The 17,803-nt window shown below is 60.0% G+C and carries 12 protein-coding genes; 9 read left to right on the forward strand and 3 right to left on the reverse strand.

Annotated features, from left to right (window positions below; translation table 11 throughout):
* The first annotated feature begins 25 nt into the window (after nt 1–25).
* Together pap and J7E36_RS04205 are read left to right on the forward strand one after the other, a co-directional pair.
* On the forward strand, nt 26–1,546 hold the full coding sequence (pap, locus tag J7E36_RS04200) for a polyphosphate:AMP phosphotransferase (RefSeq protein WP_215000168.1): 1,521 nt from the start codon (nt 26–28) through the stop codon (nt 1,544–1,546).
* A 103-nt stretch (nt 1,547–1,649) separates the two neighbouring features.
* A complete protein-coding gene (locus J7E36_RS04205) occupies nt 1,650–2,834 on the forward strand; it encodes a thiolase family protein (protein WP_215000170.1) in 1,185 nt (394 codons plus the stop codon).
* 33 nt (nt 2,835–2,867) lie between these two features.
* On the opposite strand, the gene J7E36_RS04210 is transcribed toward J7E36_RS04205, so the two are convergent.
* On the reverse strand, nt 2,868–3,065 hold the full coding sequence (locus J7E36_RS04210) for a DUF6316 family protein (protein WP_215000172.1): 198 nt from the start codon (nt 3,063–3,065) through the stop codon (nt 2,868–2,870).
* Nucleotides 3,066–3,256: 191 nt separating this feature from the next.
* Here J7E36_RS04210 and J7E36_RS04215 point away from each other — a divergent pair, with 191 nt between their 5' ends.
* Nucleotides 3,257–4,219 carry a DMT family transporter gene (locus J7E36_RS04215; protein WP_215000174.1) on the forward strand — a complete coding sequence of 321 codons (963 nt, stop codon included), beginning with the start codon at nt 3,257–3,259 and terminating at the stop codon, nt 4,217–4,219.
* Between the two features lie 132 nt (nt 4,220–4,351).
* Here J7E36_RS04215 and J7E36_RS04220 read toward each other — a convergent pair whose 3' ends face one another.
* Nucleotides 4,352–5,746, reverse strand: coding sequence for a class II fumarate hydratase (locus J7E36_RS04220; protein WP_215000176.1), 1,395 nt, complete (start codon nt 5,744–5,746; stop codon nt 4,352–4,354).
* Between the two features lie 190 nt (nt 5,747–5,936).
* Between J7E36_RS04220 and J7E36_RS04225 the strand changes: the two genes are divergently transcribed.
* The 5 genes from J7E36_RS04225 to J7E36_RS04245 all read left to right on the forward strand — a co-directional run bounded on the left by J7E36_RS04225 (nt 5,937) and on the right by J7E36_RS04245 (nt 10,324).
* Nucleotides 5,937–6,464: a DUF2059 domain-containing protein gene (locus J7E36_RS04225; RefSeq protein WP_214510769.1), complete on the forward strand. Its 528-nt coding sequence runs from the start codon at nt 5,937–5,939 to the stop codon at nt 6,462–6,464.
* A 12-nt stretch (nt 6,465–6,476) separates the two neighbouring features.
* The gene (locus tag J7E36_RS04230; RefSeq protein ID WP_215000178.1) at nt 6,477–6,773 is read left to right on the forward strand and encodes a BolA family protein; all 297 of its coding nucleotides are present in this window, start codon (nt 6,477–6,479) and stop codon (nt 6,771–6,773) included.
* A gap of 160 nt (nt 6,774–6,933) precedes the next feature.
* A complete protein-coding gene (locus J7E36_RS04235; protein ID WP_215000180.1) occupies nt 6,934–7,875 on the forward strand; it encodes a rhodanese-related sulfurtransferase in 942 nt (313 codons plus the stop codon).
* Between the two features lie 3 nt (nt 7,876–7,878).
* Nucleotides 7,879–8,514 carry a DsbA family protein gene (locus tag J7E36_RS04240; RefSeq protein ID WP_215000182.1) on the forward strand — a complete coding sequence of 212 codons (636 nt, stop codon included), beginning with the start codon at nt 7,879–7,881 and terminating at the stop codon, nt 8,512–8,514.
* Nucleotides 8,507–10,324, forward strand: a complete 1,818-nt coding sequence (locus J7E36_RS04245) for an ABC transporter ATP-binding protein (protein ID WP_215000185.1) — start codon at nt 8,507–8,509, stop codon at nt 10,322–10,324. Before J7E36_RS04240 ends, J7E36_RS04245 begins: the two co-directional genes overlap by 8 nt.
* A 10-nt stretch (nt 10,325–10,334) precedes the next feature.
* On the opposite strand, the gene J7E36_RS04250 is transcribed toward J7E36_RS04245, so the two are convergent.
* Nucleotides 10,335–15,011: a deaminase domain-containing protein gene (locus J7E36_RS04250; RefSeq protein WP_215000186.1), complete on the reverse strand. Its 4,677-nt coding sequence runs from the start codon at nt 15,009–15,011 to the stop codon at nt 10,335–10,337.
* A 287-nt stretch (nt 15,012–15,298) separates the two neighbouring features.
* Here J7E36_RS04250 and J7E36_RS04255 point away from each other — a divergent pair, with 287 nt between their 5' ends.
* Nucleotides 15,299–17,758 carry an EAL domain-containing protein gene (locus tag J7E36_RS04255; RefSeq protein WP_215000188.1) on the forward strand — a complete coding sequence of 820 codons (2,460 nt, stop codon included), beginning with the start codon at nt 15,299–15,301 and terminating at the stop codon, nt 17,756–17,758.
* Nucleotides 17,759–17,803 lie beyond the last annotated feature (45 nt).

The raw sequence follows: 17,803 nt of genomic DNA on the forward strand, positions 1-17,803 counted from the left end.
GATTGATCCTTGGAGGGAGTAGCCCATGTTCGAATCCGCTGAAATCGGTCACGTCATCGATAAAGACACCTTTGAGGCCGAAGTGCCGGCCCTGCGTGAAGCGCTGCTCGAAGCGCAGTTCGAGTTGCAGCAGCAGGGGCGCTTTCCGGTCATTGTGCTGATCAACGGCATCGAAGGCGCGGGCAAGGGCGAGACGGTGAAGTTGCTCAATGAGTGGATGGACCCACGGCTGATTGAGGTGCGCACCTTTGACCAACAGACCGACGAAGAGCTGGCGCGGCCACCGGCCTGGCGCTATTGGCGGATGCTGCCGGCCAAGGGGCGCATGGGGATTTTCTTCGGCAACTGGTACAGCCAGATGCTGCAGGGGCGGGTCCATGGCGAGATCAAGGACCCGCGGCTCGACCAGGCGATCAACGCTGCCGAGCGCCTGGAAAAGATGCTCTGCGATGAAGGCGCGCTGATCTTCAAGTTCTGGTTCCACCTGTCCAAGAAACAGATGAAAGCCCGGCTCAAGGGGCTCAAGGACGATCCGCTGCACAGCTGGCGCATCAGCCCGCTGGACTGGCAGCAGTCCCAGACCTACGACAAGTTCGTCAAGTACGGCGAACGGGTGTTGCGCCGCACCAGTCGCGATTACGCGCCCTGGCATGTGATCGAGGGCATGGACAGCTGTTATCGCAGCCTCGCCGTCGGGCGGATCCTGCTCGAGGGCCTGCGCCAGGCCCTGGACCGGCCGAAGGTCAGATCGGAAAAGGTCAGCGTGGCGCCGCTGCCGGCGCTGGGCGATCAGGTCACGCTGATCGACAGCCTCGACATGGCCCTGCGCCTGGACAAGGACGATTACGAAGAACAGTTGATTACCGAACAGGCACGCTTCGCCGGCCTGCTGCGGGACAAGCGCATGCGTCGGCACGCCTTGGTGGCGGTGTTCGAAGGCAACGATGCGGCGGGCAAGGGCGGGGCGATCCGACGGGTCGCGGCGGCCCTCGACCCGCGCCAGTACAGCATCGTACCGATTGCCGCCCCCACCGAAGAGGAACGCGCCCACCCGTACATGTGGCGGTTTTGGCGACACATCCCGGCACGGGGCAAATTCACCGTGTTCGATCGCTCCTGGTATGGCCGGGTGCTGGTGGAGCGGGTCGAGGGATTTTGCAGTCGGGCCGACTGGTTGCGGGCCTACGGCGAGATCAATGATTTCGAGGAGCAGATCGCCGATGCCGGTGTGGTGGTGGTCAAGTTCTGGCTGGCCATCGACAAGGAGACCCAACTGGAGCGCTTCAAGGAGCGCGAGGACATCCCGTTCAAGCGTTTCAAGATCACCGAAGACGACTGGCGCAACCGTGACAAGTGGGACGCCTACCGGGCCGCGGTATGCGACATGGTGGACCGCACCAGCACCGAGATTTCCCCTTGGACACTGGTAGAAGCCAACGACAAGCGCTGGGCGCGGGTCAAGGTGTTGCGCACCCTGAACGAGGCGTTGGAGGCCGCGTTCGAGCACACCGAGAAGCAGGCTCGCAAGAAGAAGGACAAGAAATAGGCCGATGGGCTCGCATACGCGGGGTGAATGATTGTCGCGGTCGGTTATGCAGTGGATTTATGCTCGGTCCACTCTCAACCGACAACAACAATGGGGTACAGCCATGCGTGAAGTGGTGATCGTCGACAGCGTACGAACCGGCCTGGCCAAGTCTTTTCGCGGCAAGTTCAACATGACCCGCCCGGACGACCTGGCGGCGCATTGCGTCAACGCCCTGTTGGCGCGCAATGACATCGACCCGGCCAGCGTCGAGGACTGCATTGTCGGCGCCGGCTCCAATGAAGGTGCCCAGGGCTACAACATCGGCCGCAACGTGGCGGTGCTCTCGCAACTGGGCACCGGCACCGCCGGCATGACCCTCAACCGCTTCTGTTCCTCGGGGCTGCAAGCCATTGCCATCGCCGCCAACCAGATCGCCTCCGGTTGCAGCGACATCATCGTTGCCGGTGGCGTGGAGTCCATCAGCCTGACGATGAAAAGCGTCAACACGGACAACCTGATCAACCCGCTGCTCAAGGAGCAGGTGCCGGGGATCTATTTCCCCATGGGCCAGACCGCCGAGATCGTTGCCCGCCGTTACCAAGTCAGCCGCGAGGAGCAGGACCGCTACGCCTTGCAGAGCCAGCAGCGCACCGCCAAGGCCCAGGCCGCCGGGTTGTTTGCTGACGAGATCATTGCGATGCAGGTCAAGTATCGGGTCGAGGACAAGAACACGGGTGCGGTGCAGATCCTTGAGGGCGTGGTTGACCACGACGATTGCAACCGCCCGGACACTACCTACGAAAGCCTGGCCGGGCTGAAGCCGGTGTTTGCCGAAGACGGTTCGGTGACGGCGGGCAATTCGTCGCAGTTGTCCGACGGTGCCTCGATGACCCTGGTGATGAGCCTGGAAAAAGCCCTGGCGCTGGGGCTCAAGCCCAAGGCGTTCTTCCGCGGCTTTACCGTGGCCGGGTGCGAGCCGGACGAAATGGGCATCGGCCCGGTGTTTTCGGTACCCAAGTTGCTCAAGGCCAAAGGCTTGCAGGTGGCAGACATCGATTTGTGGGAACTCAACGAGGCGTTCGCTTCCCAGTGCCTGTACAGCGGCAACCGGCTGGAAATCGACAATGAGAAATACAACGTCAACGGCGGCTCGATCTCTATCGGCCATCCGTTCGGCATGACCGGTTCACGGCAGGTGGGGCATCTGGTGCGCGAGCTGCAACGGCGCAACCTGCGCTACGGCATCGTGACCATGTGCGTGGGCGGCGGAATGGGGGCGACGGGGTTGTTTGAGGCGGTTAGATAAGACAGCGCTCTGCCATGTCTTGTCAGACCGCGTTCAGCCCACAGCCCGCGGCAGCCGCACCATGCGCTCGATGTACGCGGCAACTTCGCGTTCCGCTGTTTCACGGTCAGCGAAAGGCCCCTCATGCGTGCCTTCCCGGGTGCTGAAATAGAATTCGCCGTTGACCCGGCAAATCCGGTCACTGGGAAAGACCATCGCAGGGGCAAGGTCCTGGGCTCGTTTGCCAAGCATGGGTGACTCCAAAAGGAAAGCGACATCAGGTTGAGTGAAGTCTATGTGTTGTCGCCGATTGACGCTTGGGCAGCCGATAGGCGGCGATGTGCCATGTCTCGTCATGAACTGTTCGTGCCCAACTGTCCCTGGGTCGCCGAGCGATCCGCGCCTAGAATGGATGTTCTTTGGTCTTGGGCTTCGAGGGTTGCATGCACATATCGTCCGGTCGCTGGGTCTACGGCCTGTTCCTCGCCTTGCTGACCGCCCTGCTGTGGGGAATCCTGCCGATCAAGCTCAAACAAGTGCTGCAAGTGATGGACCCGGTCACCGTGACCTGGTTTCGCCTGGCGGTGTCCGGGAGCTTGCTGTTCATCTACCTGGCGGCCACTCGGCGCCTGCCCAGCCGCAAGGTGCTTGGCCCGCGTGGCGGCTGGCTGGTGGCGATGGCCGTGCTGGGGCTGGTGGGCAACTACGTTCTCTACCTGATGGGCCTGAACCGCTTGAGCCCCGGCACGGCGCAGCTGGTGGTGCAGATGGGGCCGATCATGCTGCTGGTCGCCAGCCTGTTCGTGTTCAAGGAGCGTTTCAGTGTCGGCCAGGGCATCGGCCTGGCGGTGCTGCTGATCGGCTTCACGCTGTTTTTCAACCAGCGCCTTGGTGAGTTGCTCACCTCCCTGAGCGACTACACCGCCGGGGTCTTGATGGTGTTGCTGGCGTCCACGGTCTGGACGTTCTATGCCCTGGGCCAGAAGCAATTGCTGACGGTATGGAACTCGTTGCAGGTGATGATGGTGATCTACCTGTTCTGCGCGTTGCTGCTCACGCCGTGGGTCCATCCGTTGGAGGCGCTGCAATTGAGCCCGTTGCAAGGCTGGCTATTGCTCGCATGCTGCCTCAACACCCTGATTGCCTACGGCGCGTTTGCCGAAGCCCTGGCGCATTGGGAGGCGTCACGGGTCAGCGCGACGCTGGCGATCACGCCGCTGGTGACGTTTGCCGCGGTGGCGATGGCTGCCTGGTGGTGGCCCGACTATGTGCATGCCGAGCAGATCAATCTGCTGGGGTATGGCGGGGCGGTGCTGGTGGTGCTCGGATCGGCTCTGGTGGCGCTGGGGCCTTCGCTGATGGCCGGGCTCAGGGCGCGGCGGGCGCGGTTGGTTGCAGGCAGGTAGACCGCGTCTGCTTTATCGCGAGCAGGCTCGCTCCCACACTGGATTCCGGTCGGATACAAGATTTGTGTCCGCTGAAGATCGGGTGTGGGAGCGAGCCTGCTCGCGATGGCTCCCTATCGGGCAACGCAGCACTCAGCCCTGGCTACCGGCCTCCAGCATGTTCTCCGGCCTCACCCAGGCATCGAACTCTTCATCGGTGAGATACCCCAATTGCAATGCGGCTTCACGCAAGGTCAGCCCTTCGCCGTAGGCTTTCTTGGCGATTTCGGCGGACTTGTCGTAGCCGATGTGCGGGTTCAGCGCGGTCACCAGCATCAACCCACGCTCCAGGTGCGCTGCCATTTGCCCGGCGTCCGGTTCGAGGCCTGCAATGCAGTGCTGCTGGAAGTTGCTGCAGCCATCGGCCAGCAGGCGGATCGATTGCAGCAGATTGTGGATGATCACCGGTTTGAACACGTTCAACTGCAAGTGACCCTGGCTGGCGGCGAAACCGATGGTCACGTCGTTGCCCATCACCTGGCAGGCGAGCATCGACAAGGCTTCGCACTGGGTCGGGTTGACCTTGCCCGGCATGATGGAACTGCCCGGTTCATTGGCCGGCAATTTCACCTCGGCAAACCCGGCGCGGGGACCGGAGCCCAGCAGGCGCAGGTCGTTGGCGATCTTCATCAAGGTCACGGCCAGGGTTTTCAGCGCGCCGGACAATGCGGTCAGCGGCTCATGGCCCGCCAGCGCGGCAAACTTGTTCGGCGCGGTGACGAACGGCAGGCCGGAAAGCGCGGCCAGTTCAGCGGCAATCGCTTCACCAAAACCGTGGGGCGAGTTGAGCCCGGTGCCCACCGCCGTGCCGCCCTGGGCCAGTTCACACACCGCTGGCAGTGCCGCGCGGATGGCCCGTTCGGCGTAGTCGAGCTGGGCAATGAACGCCGACAGTTCCTGGCCAAAGGTGATCGGCGTGGCGTCCATCATGTGGGTACGGCCGGTCTTGACCAGTTTCATATGCCGCGCCGCCAGTTCCGCCAGCCCGCCGGACAATTCGCCGATGGCCGGCAGCAGTTGCTGCTGGACGGCCTGGACGGCGGCGATGTGCATGGCCGTCGGGAAACAGTCGTTGGAGCTCTGGGAGCGGTTGACGTGGTCGTTGGGGTGCACCGGGCTCTTGCCGCCCCGCGGATTGCCCGCCAGCTCGTTGGCGCGCCCGGCGATCACTTCGTTGACGTTCATGTTGCTCTGGGTGCCACTGCCGGTCTGCCAGACCACCAGCGGGAACTGGTCGTCATGTTGGCCATCCAGCACTTCGTCGGCGGCCTGTTCGATCAGGCGGGCGATGTCGGCGGGCAGGTCGCCGTTGCGGTCATTGACCCGGGCGGCAGCTTTCTTGATCAGCGCCAGGGCGTGCAACACCGACAGCGGCATGCGTTCGTTGCCAATGGCAAAGTTGATCATGGACCGCTGTGTCTGGGCGCCCCAGTAGGCGTCTTCCGGGACTTCAACCTGGCCCAGGCTGTCGGTTTCGATACGGCTCATCGGGTCAAACTCCTTAAGGTTGAATGTGCAGTTTAGGCCCGGATGGGCGGCGCCGGTTCCCTCAATCTAGAGGCCCCGGGTTCGGCCCGTCAATCAGACCCGACACGCATCGGGGTTGAGGCCCGGCGTTTTTTAGGCGCAGAATGGTCGCCCTTGGGGTTTTACCTCGCCTGTAATGAAAGGAAACTCGATGACCCGTCTTCGTGCCATCTGTACCGCAGTTGCTCTGGTGTGTGCCAGCGGCCCTGTTTTCGCCGATACCGCCAGCCACAACGCGAGCGCCGAAGCATTCCTGACCTTGGCACACGCTGACAAACTGGGCACTCCGGTGTACATGCAAGTGCAGCAGATGTTTGCCCAGCGCTTCGAACAGACCAAGGCCCCAGAGTCGAAGAAAGCGACCCTGGAAACCTACCAGGCCAAGGCCAATGCGGCGCTGGACCAGGCCATCGGCTGGAACAAGCTCAAGCCGGACATGGTCAAGCTCTACACCAGCAACTTCAGTGAGTCGGAGCTCAAGGACCTGGTGGCGTTCTACCAGTCGCCACTGGGCAAGAAAGTCCTGGAAAAAATGCCCCAGCTGACCCAGCAATCGGCCCAGCTGACCCAGGCCAAGCTTGAAAGCGCAGTCCCGGTGGTCAATAAGCTGCTGGCGGACATGACGGCCGAGCTTGAGCCTAAAGCCGCTGCACCAGCCCCTGCCAAGAAGAAGCCGTAAGCGGAGCCTGGTATGAGCATGCAGCAACGCATCGAATCTACGCTCGGGCTGTTGCAGCCCGAGCACCTGCAAGTGCTGGATGAAAGCCACATGCACAGCCGTGGGCAGCAGACCCATTTCAAGGCAGTGGTGGTCAGCCGGCAATTCGAAGGGCTCAATCGCGTCAAGCGGCACCAGAAGGTCTACGGTACGCTGGGTGAGCTGATGGGCGAGTTCCATGCATTGGCGCTGCACACCTACACCCCCGAGGAGTGGGCGCAGATTGGCGCGGCCCCGGCTTCGCCGACCTGTGCGGGTAAGCCGCAGTAGCCAGCTACAAACTACAAGCTACAAGCTACAAGCTACAAGCTACAAGCTACAAGCTACAAGCTAAGCGTACGGCTTGAGCTTGTCGCTCGAAGCTTGTAGCTTGCCGCTGTTTTTATATCCGGTTCACTCTTTACGAGGGTAGCCACCTGGAGAAATACCCATGACACAACCGATTGTCGTGGCGGCACTGTATAAGTTCGTCACTCTGGAAGATTACGTCGAGCTGCGTGAGCCCCTGCTCAAGGCCATGCTCGATAACAGCATCAAAGGCACGCTGCTGATCGCCGCAGAAGGCATCAACGGCACTGTCTCCGGCACCCGCGAAGGTATCGACGGTTTGCTGGCCTGGCTCAAGAACGATCCGCGCATGATCGACATCGACCACAAAGAGTCGTACTGCGACGAGCAGCCGTTCTACCGGACCAAGGTCAAGCTCAAGAAAGAGATCGTCACCCTCGGCGTCGAAGGCGTGGACCCGAACAAGCAGGTTGGCACCTATGTCGAGCCGCAGGACTGGAATGCGTTGATCAGCGATCCGGAAGTGCTGTTGATCGATACCCGTAACGACTACGAGGTGTCCATCGGCACCTTCGAAGGGGCGATCGACCCCAAGACCACCAGCTTTCGTGAGTTCCCCGAGTACATCAAGGCCAACTTCGACCCGGCCCGGCACAAGAAAGTCGCGATGTTCTGCACCGGCGGCATCCGTTGCGAAAAAGCCTCCAGCTACATGCTTGGCCAGGGTTTCGACGAGGTTTATCACCTCAAGGGCGGCATCCTGAAATACCTTGAAGAAGTGCCCCAGGCAGAAACCAGGTGGCGCGGCGACTGCTTCGTGTTCGATAACCGCGTCACCGTTCGCCACGACCTCAGCGAAGGCGACTACGATCAATGTCATGCCTGTCGTACACCGGTCAGTGTCGAAGACCGCGCCTCGGAGCACTATGTGCCTGGCATCAGTTGCCCGCATTGCTGGGACAAGCTGAGCGAGAAGACCCGGCGCAGCGCCATTGACCGGCAAAAGCAGATCGAACTGGCGAAGGCCCGCAACCTGCCGCACCCGATCGGCTACAACTACAAGCAGTCACCTTCCGAGGCTTGAACCATGGCGCGACGCCTGCTCTATGTGATGGACCCAATGTGTTCCTGGTGCTGGGGGTTTGCCCCGGTGGCCGACGCATTGGTCGAGCAGGCTCAGGCAGCTGGCGTGGAGTTGCACCTGGTGGTGGGTGGCTTGCGCACCGGCAGCGGCTCGGCGCTGGAGCCGACCACCCGGCGCTACATCCTCGAACACTGGCAGGCCGTCACCCAGGCCACCGGCCAGCCGTTCAAGTTTGACGGCGCACTGCCGGACGGTTTTGTCTACGACACCGAACCGGCCTGTCGCGCCGTGGTGACCGCCCGCACCCTGGCACCGGACCTGGCCTGGAAACTGGTGAAACTGATCCAGCAGGCGTTTTATGTGCAGGGCCGCGACGTGACCCACGCCAGCATCCTGGTGGAACTGGCCGAACAGGCCGGGCTGCCGCGCATCGAATTCGCTGCGGCCTTCGACCGCGCCGACCAACATGCGGCCACGGCTGCGGATTTCACCTGGGTGCAGGACCTGGGCATTGCCGGGTTCCCCACCCTGCTCGCCGAGCGTGACGGCCAGTTGGCCTTGTTGACCAATGGCTACCAGCCCCTGGAGCTGTTGTCGCCATTGCTGGGGCGTTGGCTGGAGCGCGCGACCTGTGCCTGAGCGACCGGAGCACACGTGGGGCCCGCAACGCATCGACCGCTTGAGCTGGGCCGAAATCCGCCGCCTGGCGCTCACCCACAAGAAGGCCCTGTGGATCGCTAACGGCGTGGCCGTGCTGGCGACGCTGTGCAGCGTGCCGATTCCGCTGCTGTTGCCCCTGTTGGTGGACGAAGTGCTGTTGGGGCGCGGCGACGCGGCCTTGAAGGTCATGAATCAGGTCTTGCCGACGGATTGGCAACGCGCCGCCGGCTATATCGGACTGATGCTGCTGCTGACCCTGGCTCTGCGATGCAGCGCGTTGTTGTTCAACGTGGTGCAGGCGCGATTGTTCGCCACGCTGGCCAAGGACATTGTCTATCGCATCCGCATCCGCCTGATCGAACGGCTCAAGCGTATTTCCCTGGGCGAGTACGAAAGCCTGGGCAGCGGTACCGTCGCGGCGCACCTGGTCACCGACCTGGATACGCTCGACAAATTCATCGGTGAAACCCTCAGCCGTTTTCTGGTGGCGATGCTGACCTTGGTGGGCACCGCCGGGATCCTGATGTGGATGCACTGGAAACTGGCCCTGCTGATCCTGTTGTTCAATCCGCTGGTGATCTACGCCACGGTGCAACTGGGCAAACGGGTCAAGCACCTCAAGAAGCTGGAGAACGACAGTACATCGCGTTTCACCCAGGCCCTGACTGAAACCCTGGACGCCATCCAGGAGGTGCGCGCCGGCAACCGCCAGGGTTTCTTCCTCGGGCGCTTGGGCATGCGGGCCAGGGACGTTCGTGACTACGCCGTGAGTTCGCAGTGGAAAACCGATGCCTCGAACCGCGCCAGTGGTTTGTTGTTCCAGTTCGGCATCGATATTTTTCGCGCGGCGGCCATGCTCACCGTGGTGTTTTCCGACCTGTCCATCGGCCAGATGCTGGCGGTGTTCAGCTACCTCTGGTTCATGATCGGTCCGGTCGAGCAACTGTTGAACCTGCAGTACGCCTATTACGCGGCCGGCGGCGCCTTGAGCCGGATTAACGAACTGCTGGCCCGGGCCGACGAGCCCCAGTACACGGGTGTCGTCGATCCGTTCAAGGGCCGTGACACCGTGGGCATCGACATCCAGGGGTTGAGTTTCGGTTACGGCGAGGAGTTGGTGCTCGACCAGTTGAACCTGTCCATTTCGCCGGGCGAGAAAGTCGCCATCGTCGGGGCCAGTGGCGGCGGCAAGAGTACCCTGGTGCAGTTGTTGCTGGGGCTGTACACGCCACAGTCGGGCAGTATCCGTTTTGGCGGCGCCACGCAGCAGGAGATCGGCCTGGAAACCATCAGGGATAATGTTGCAGTGGTGTTGCAACATCCGGCGCTGTTCAACGACACGGTACGGGCCAACCTTGCCATGGGTCGTGAGTGCAGCGACGACGACTGCTGGCGGGCGTTGGAGATCGCCCAGCTCGACGCCACGGTGCGGGCGCTGCCCCAAGGCCTGGAAAGCGTAGTAGGGCGTTCCGGGGTTCGGCTGTCGGGCGGACAGCGCCAACGGCTGGCCATTGCCCGCATGGTACTGGCCGATCCACGGTTGGTGATTCTCGACGAAGCCACCTCGGCCCTGGATGCCGCCACTGAATACAACCTGCACCAAGCGTTGGCGCGGTTCCTGAGCAATCGCACCACGTTGATCATTGCCCATAGGTTGTCGGCCGTAGAACAGGCTGACCGGGTGCTGGTGTTCGATGGCGGCCAGATTGCCGAAGACGGCGATCACCAGCAGTTGATTGCTGATGGCGGTCTCTATGCCAGGCTCTATGGCCATCTGCAGCAGCATTGATGGCGCTGGCTCAGTCCGAATTGGTTGACGTGTTCATCTCGGCGGCCGGGCGCTTGCGTCGTTGTCCCCAGATGACGTTCAGGGTATCGGCCCCGCGCTCATGGCCGAACTCTTTCATGACAATCGAACAGGATTCGCAGGGCGGCAGGGTGGTAGCCACCGTGATCGACTTGATGTCTTCAGGAGCGGGGTATTTCTCACTGAGGTAGCCGATCAGTTTGCTTTCACTGTCGCCGGAAGTGACCCGGCCCAACCTGTCCGAGTTGCCCGGGGCGTCCATGAGGTGGGGGATTGCCAGCAGTTTGCCGTCAGGGCTCAGGCTAAGGGCTGCTGGATCGACGGGCTGCCTGAGCCCGTCGACATTGAAGTACGTGACGTCGTCCCACTCAATCTCGGTCAGTCCGCCGCTGGATTTGAACAGGGGCAGATGCCGGGTGTAGTCCTCGATTCCGGAGACACTGATATACACTTCTTTTTTTCCCGAAGTCGTCGTCACGCTGGCGAAGGCAATGTTCTTTTGATTTTGCGTCGGCAGGATTCTTTGCAGCTCTAGCATGGCGTCGTTGATAGTGACGACTCGGGTTCGTGAATGTGTTGTCGTGGGGATGGAGGGATCTGTAAAAAGCGCACCGAAGATATCGGCTGTGGATTTTTGCAGGGCTTCGGGCGCCTGCGTGGAGGGCTTCCACACGGCCGCGCCATTTGGTAGATCCGAGACGATCATTCTTGTCCTGCGGTCAAACAGCACCGCTTCAGCGGGGTAGGTGTCGACTTTCACCCACTTCATGTTCGAAGGCGGGTGGTCTGGCGCGCCGATGGGAAGCGAGATGTCATCGATTTTGTCTAGCGCCAGTTCAACCTGATCTCTTCCGTAAATCCTCGCGGCGTTGTTCGCGTTCAGCGAGCCGATGTACACCCGCTGGAGTTCCTCACCCACAGTACCGGGCGCCAGCTCATCAGTGCTCAGTTTCTTCAGGGTAAGGGGAGTTTCGATACTGTCTGCGACCGACATCTTCGTCATGTAGTAATCGTCGAAGTTCAGGCGAATGAACACGTACCTGTACTGCTCGTCGATCGAGTGGATGATGAGCGCTCCGGTCTCGTGTATATCATCGATCTTCTCAGCCGTGCCGGTGACTTTGATTCCGCCATACAGACCGGTCTGGAACAGCATGGTCGCGGAGACTGTTTCTCGGGGAACGGGGGTTCTGCTGGGGAGACCGATCCATTCCGGTCGGCCTTTGTAAGTGTTGAGCTTACCGTCCTTGAATTCATAGATTTTCCCTTCGAACGCCAGCAGGGAACGTTCGTTAGCGCTTGTCGGTACGGAAGGGTAAAGCGTCGTGTCGCCAAACCAGGGAGCCCAGCTTTTCTCGGTTTCGAATTCTCCTGTCGGCGGGCGCTCGGCGGGGTTGTCCGGCAAAACGTACTGGGTCTTGCACACCGCGCCGGGCGAGCGACGTATACGGCATGGGAGCTTCTGCAGCCGTTCACTGGCATTGAGGTGACTGGCGCGGCGCAGCGTTCCATCGTGCAACCGATAGGGAAGATCATCCAGATAAAAAGTGTGGCTACCATCGACCTCAAACCGTTCTCGCACGCGGGTATTGCCGGGCACTTCGACGATGACATGGGCGTCGGTCGTGGCCAGCGTGTTGTAGTGAGAGCGCCCCAGTGATAATTCCGCCGGGCCGCTGGTCAATGACGGGCCGTAAGGTTTGGACGATAGCGGGTCAATCAAGCGGTAGTCTATGTTACCCATAGCGCCGATGTTGCGCACAGGCACATCGTCCACTCCACGCGCCGTACTGAGTTGATCGTTTAACAGCAGAGGGCGCCATCGTCCCGGATCGGTGACCTGGCTCATGCCTTTTACGAAATCATATTGCCCCGCTCTGCCGCTCAAGGTCTTGAGGCTCAGATAACCTCTTTTAGCAAGCCGATACGCACTTTGACTGCCAGCCTGCAGCAAGGATGGAATGCCATCGAGGGGGTTTAAGGTAGCGTTGAGCAAAGTACCCGTAAGTTTCGCAAAGGCGGGAAGCGCTTCGCGGATACTCCATTTACCTACCGTCTTGACCAGTCTCACTGAGCCAGAGGCGAATTTCCCGATGGGCAGGGCGAACGAAACTAAATCAACGAACAGACCAAACGCGCCACTGGCCAGGCGGTCACGATCGCCTGAACTCAGGTCTTCGATGCTGCTCCAGAAAGGCACCAGCATTTTTGTCAGTTCAGTGACTTTCTTACGCTTGGCGTTCTCGTGGTCGAATTCGGTTTGCCCATAGCAGCTGTCGTAGAGTTCTTTTTCATCGACGTACAGCAGATGCTCGGTGATGTGTCGGGTGATCCGTCGAGTGCTCTTCGATTCCAATGTATGTGGCAGGGCGTAGTCGTTATCTGTTTCAAGTGGCTCAAGCGTGCTGCCCAATTGATCCATGATGGCGTGGCATTCGGCGACATCGCTGGGAACGGTTCCTTTTACATGGGCATCCCAGTCGAAAGGAAGGCGTTTGTGGCCTATCACGTTCACGCTCACGGCTGGACCGTTGCTGACTCTCCATTTCTCCCTCTTTCGTTCACCGTCAATATGCTGCGAGGAGATATCTGTCCGGCGCCGGATGACTCCGGCTCGCGGCAGGAGTTCGTAATAGGAGGTCGTTTCGTCGCGGGTCGCTGCCAGGATGAAACCATTACGTGCCCGAAGGCGGAGTGTGACCTCGTGCGTTTCATTCGCCGCCTCGACACCTGTGGTTGCTTTTCTCAAGGTGTATACCTTGATCGATCCGTATTCCAAGGCGTAGCGGTCAACCAAGGGGAGGGAAGCGAGTTGATGGCTGATCAGCGTCCGGTAGGCACGCTTGATAAAATTGATATAGATCTTGAAGTGAATTGAAAATGTCTGGTTCACGTCCGGCAACGTTCTGCTTTCGAGAGCGATTGCATGGAGGCTCGGCCACGATAGATTCGTCTGCACGGTTCGATCAGCGTCGATTGTCACCCACTTATCGGTCGAGGACTTTCCGTCGGGTTCGGTGACAAACCATTTTCGCTCGGCGAGCTGGCCAGAGGCATACACGTCAATGAATGAATAAGCGTCAGGTGCGGGCCTGCCAATCGGGGTCATCTGTCGAAATTGAGGAGTGGTGTATATGACATTGGCCTCCTTGACCAATTTCCGCCGATCCTTGACGAAGCGCGTTGTGCCAAAAAGTTTGGCCATCTTGAGTTTGGCGATGTTAAGCCTTTCGGGGGGCGGACTATTGAGCCAGCGGATCGCGCTGTTCAGGCTATCAATTTCAGCGTCGAGCCTTCGCGCGGCGTCCAGTACATCTTGCGTCGTATAGCTGGCGTCCACTCTGTGAGCGATCATGCCATTCGTGATTGCCCATTCCAGCATCGGTTTCAATCGGGTCAGCGTGATCAGCTTCAGATCTTCTGGCGTGGCGTCGCCTGCCTGCCTGATCGGCAAGTCAACCAACTGCTGGAAGTTCAGGCGTTGGAGCAACAAAGGGTCCGTGGCATTGGCAAGTTGGACCCCATGGACAAAATTTACCCAGACGGTGGAACTGCGGTAGGACAATTGCGGCGGTATGTCGCTTACTCGGAACTCTGCCGGGAACAATGGCTGGAAAAGTCCGGCGATCAAAATGGATTCATTTACGCAAGACGCGCGTTTTGTCGTGATCAGATGGGTCTCGAACGCGGTCCGGATGTCCTTGTAGCGCTTTCCCCAGTTCGACGAGTTTTGCCAACGGAAGCCGGCGATGCCGTCCGGATTTTCGGTGTCGACCGAGGCAATCCACAGGCGAATAGCCTTCATCAACAATTTGTTGCGTATTTGCGGCGCGGTTTCTTCGCCGGCCTGGCTGCCGTACCAGCCCAAGGCTTGTAACAGTTGGCTTGCCAGATCCTGGGCTTTAGTCGATTGCAGTATGCCTTCGAGGTACATCGACGGTTTTGCACGAAGTTTCGTCGTAGGCAGATTGCCGATATCGACTGCATCGAAATGGGCCAGCAGGGAGGTGTGTCGAGTAGGCAGGAAGTGACGCACCGTGTCGATGATCCGACTGTCGGTCAACTCTTGTTCGGGAGCCACTTCCTGGTCTGCTTCATCCAGATTTATTCCGTGCCACAGCCCCAGTGAGAGGCGGGCACGTTTTTCTTCCAACGTATCGACAGTGTTTTCACGTTGCCCGGCATCTCGCGGGTCCCATGGGGCGATTCCATAGAACCCGGTCATTCTGATGAGTGAAAACTGGCTGTCGAAGCGAATCTCTCCACCCAGCCTTAGGGCGGATTTTTCAATAGGCATCAACAACTCATGCCAGCCAGGCTGCGTGTCGAGTACAAGCGAGACGGTGCTTGGCCCATTTATCTGGCGTGCCGAATAACGAACTTTGCCTTCTTCTAGGATGACCGTCAGGGTGTTGTAAGACGCCTGCACTGTGTTGCACAGGGCCTGATACGCCTTGTTTTCGGTCAGCGCCCGTAACGCCCGCTGCCCGCTTGCATTTTCCAGGGCCATGGGTGAGTAAGGCCTGGGTGTAACCAGCGTGTCGAGAGGGGTTGCACTGTTTCGAATCAGTGTCAGCAGTGCGTCATATTCATCCAGCAGGCCCTGGTGCGTTTGGGCATGGGACGGCCGGTTAAGGGCTGAAAGATCAGGAGCGGGTAAGAATTGCATAGTAAGGTTCTCCGGGACCTAACGAATGGGCTCGAACCATTCGAAAATGGCGAGATAGAAACCCGTATCCAATCACTCCAGGGCGAGCCAGGGGCGGTAAATATGTATAGTGTCCCTGCCAGTTGTAATTCTTGGCAGGTTCATTGCCTGTCGCTGGCGGTGATCAATCGCTCGGAAAAGCGCAGCGTTAAATAATGTCCGACGTTCTTGCGAGGAGCCGCTGAGGCTCCTAGTCTTGCTGGAATGATCGGTCTGAAGGCTGGTCGACGAGCCTATACAGGGACCTCATGAATCAAGCGCGGACTCTTGGAACCCCCCGGTTGTTGGGCATCGTGTGGCCTTTTATCGCCGTCGTCCTGTTTCAGGCGTTGCTGGGAGGTGTCAGCCTTTACGTGCTGTCCGCGGTTCGCGGCTATGTAGCGGGGGAAAGTCTCTGGTCCAAGGGCCAGAAAGACGCCATCTATTACCTCAACCTCTACGCCGACAGCCGCGACGAGGCGATTTTCCGCAAATACCAGCAAGCCATCGCCGTACCCGAGGGCGGCCATGAACTGCGGGTGGCGCTGGACCGCGAACCGCCGGACCTGGAAGCAGCACGGGCCGGTATCCTCAAGGGCGGCAATCACCCCGACGATGTGTCCAGCCTGATCTGGCTTTATCTTAATTTCCGTCACTTCAGTTACCTGGAAGAAGCCATCGACCTCTGGACGGTGGGTGACGGCTACCTGATCGAGCTGGATAACGTCGCCCGGCAGATGCACGCCAGCATCAGCGCGGGCGAGGCGTCGGAGGTCGACATCCGCGGCTGGAAAGCGCGGATCTTTGCGATCAATGATTCCGTCACCCCGGCCGCCAAGGCCTTCAGCGACGCACTGGGCGAGGGCTCGCGTTTCATCCTGCGGCTGTTGCTGGTGACCAACTTCGCCACGGCGTTGGGGTTGATCGTTCTCGCGTTGTTGCGCACCCATAAACTGTTGGCTCAGCGGCAGGTGTTTGCCAACGCGTTGCAGTTGGAGAAAGAGCGGGCGCAGATCACCCTGCAATCCATTGGCGATGGGGTGATCACCACCGACGTCGATGGCGCCATTGCCTATATGAACCCTGCCGCCGAGGCGATGACCCACTGGAAGGCCGAACACGCCACCGGGCTGCCCCTGGCCGCACTGTTCAATTTGCTCGATGACAACGCCCAGGCCGAAGGGCTGACCTTGATCGAGCACATCCTCACCGGCCGGCTCAGCGGTGCCAGTGAACATTCCAAGCTGATCCAGCGCCTGGACGGCAGCACCGTGTCGGTCACGCTGGTGGGCGCACCGATCCGGCATGCCGGCAAAGTCAGTGGCGCCGTGCTGGTGCTGCACGACATGACCCAGGAGCGCCAATACATCGCCAACCTGTCATGGCAGGCCACCCATGACGCGCTGACCGGGCTCGCCAACCGCCGGGAATTCGAATATCGGCTCGAGCAGGCCTTGCACAATCTCACTCGCCAGGTAGGGCGCCATGCCCTGATGTTCCTCGACCTGGACCAGTTCAAGCTGGTCAACGACACCTGCGGCCATGCCGCCGGCGACGAGTTGTTGCGGCATATCTGCGCGCTGTTGCAAGCAGGGCTGCGAGAAAATGACACCCTCGCCCGGTTGGGCGGGGATGAGTTCGGGATCCTGTTGGAGAACTGTTCGCCGGAAGCCGCGGAAAAAATAGCCGAAGGGCTGCGCCAGACCGTGCAGAACCTGCACTTCGTCTGGAAGGGCCGGCCGTTCGTGACCACCGTGAGCATCGGCCTGGTGCATATTTCCCAGACGCCGACGACCCTGGAGGCGTCCCTGCGGGCCGCCGATATGGCCTGCTACATGGCCAAGGAAAAAGGCCGCAACCGGGTCCAGGTCTATCATGCCGACGACTCGGAATTGTCCCTGCGTTTTGGCGAGATGGCCTGGGTCCAGCGCTTGCACATGGCCCTGGAGGAAAACCGTTTCTGTCTCTACGCCCAGGAAATCGCCGCGTTGGGCCCGGGCGACCATGGCGGTGGCCATATCGAGATCCTGCTGCGGCTGCACGACGAAGCCGGGCGGATGATCCTGCCGGACAGTTTCATTCCCGCAGCGGAACGCTACGGCCTGATGACGTCCCTGGACCGCTGGGTGGTGGAGAATGTGTTCAAGATCATCCGCCGGTGCCTGAATGACTCGCGTCAGGGCCCCATGGCGATGTGTGCGATCAATCTGTCAGGTACAACTATCGGCGATCAGGCGTTCCTCGACTTCCTGCGTAAACAGTTCGCGGCCTACTCGATTCCGCCGGAAATGATTTGTTTTGAAATTACAGAAACCAGCGCTATTTCGAATTTGGGCAGTGCGATTCGCTTTATCAATGAACTCAAGAGCTTGGGTTGTTATTTTTCCCTGGATGACTTTTGCGCCGGAATGTCTTCATTCGCTTACCTGAAACATTTACCTGTAGACTTCCTGAAGATCGACGGGAGTTTCGTAAAGGATATGCTGGACGACCCGATTAACCGTGCAATGGTCGAAGTGATCAATCACATCGGCCACGTCATGGGTAAGCGCACGATTGCCGAGTTTGTTGAAACCACCCAGATCGAGCAGGCATTGCTGGAGATCGGGGTGGATTACGCTCAAGGGTATGTGATTGAACGCCCGCAATTGTTTACCTGCGATACGTTGCAATGTAGGCCGGCCCGGCCCCAGCCGTTGTTATTCAAGGCCCCCGGCACGTTCCGCTGAACCTCTTGTTGATCCGGACAATCACAATCAAAAGGAGCCAGACAG

This window comes from Pseudomonas fluorescens, assembly GCF_018614775.1.
GTDB classification, from domain to species: domain Bacteria; phylum Pseudomonadota; class Gammaproteobacteria; order Pseudomonadales; family Pseudomonadaceae; genus Aquipseudomonas; species Aquipseudomonas fluorescens_BY.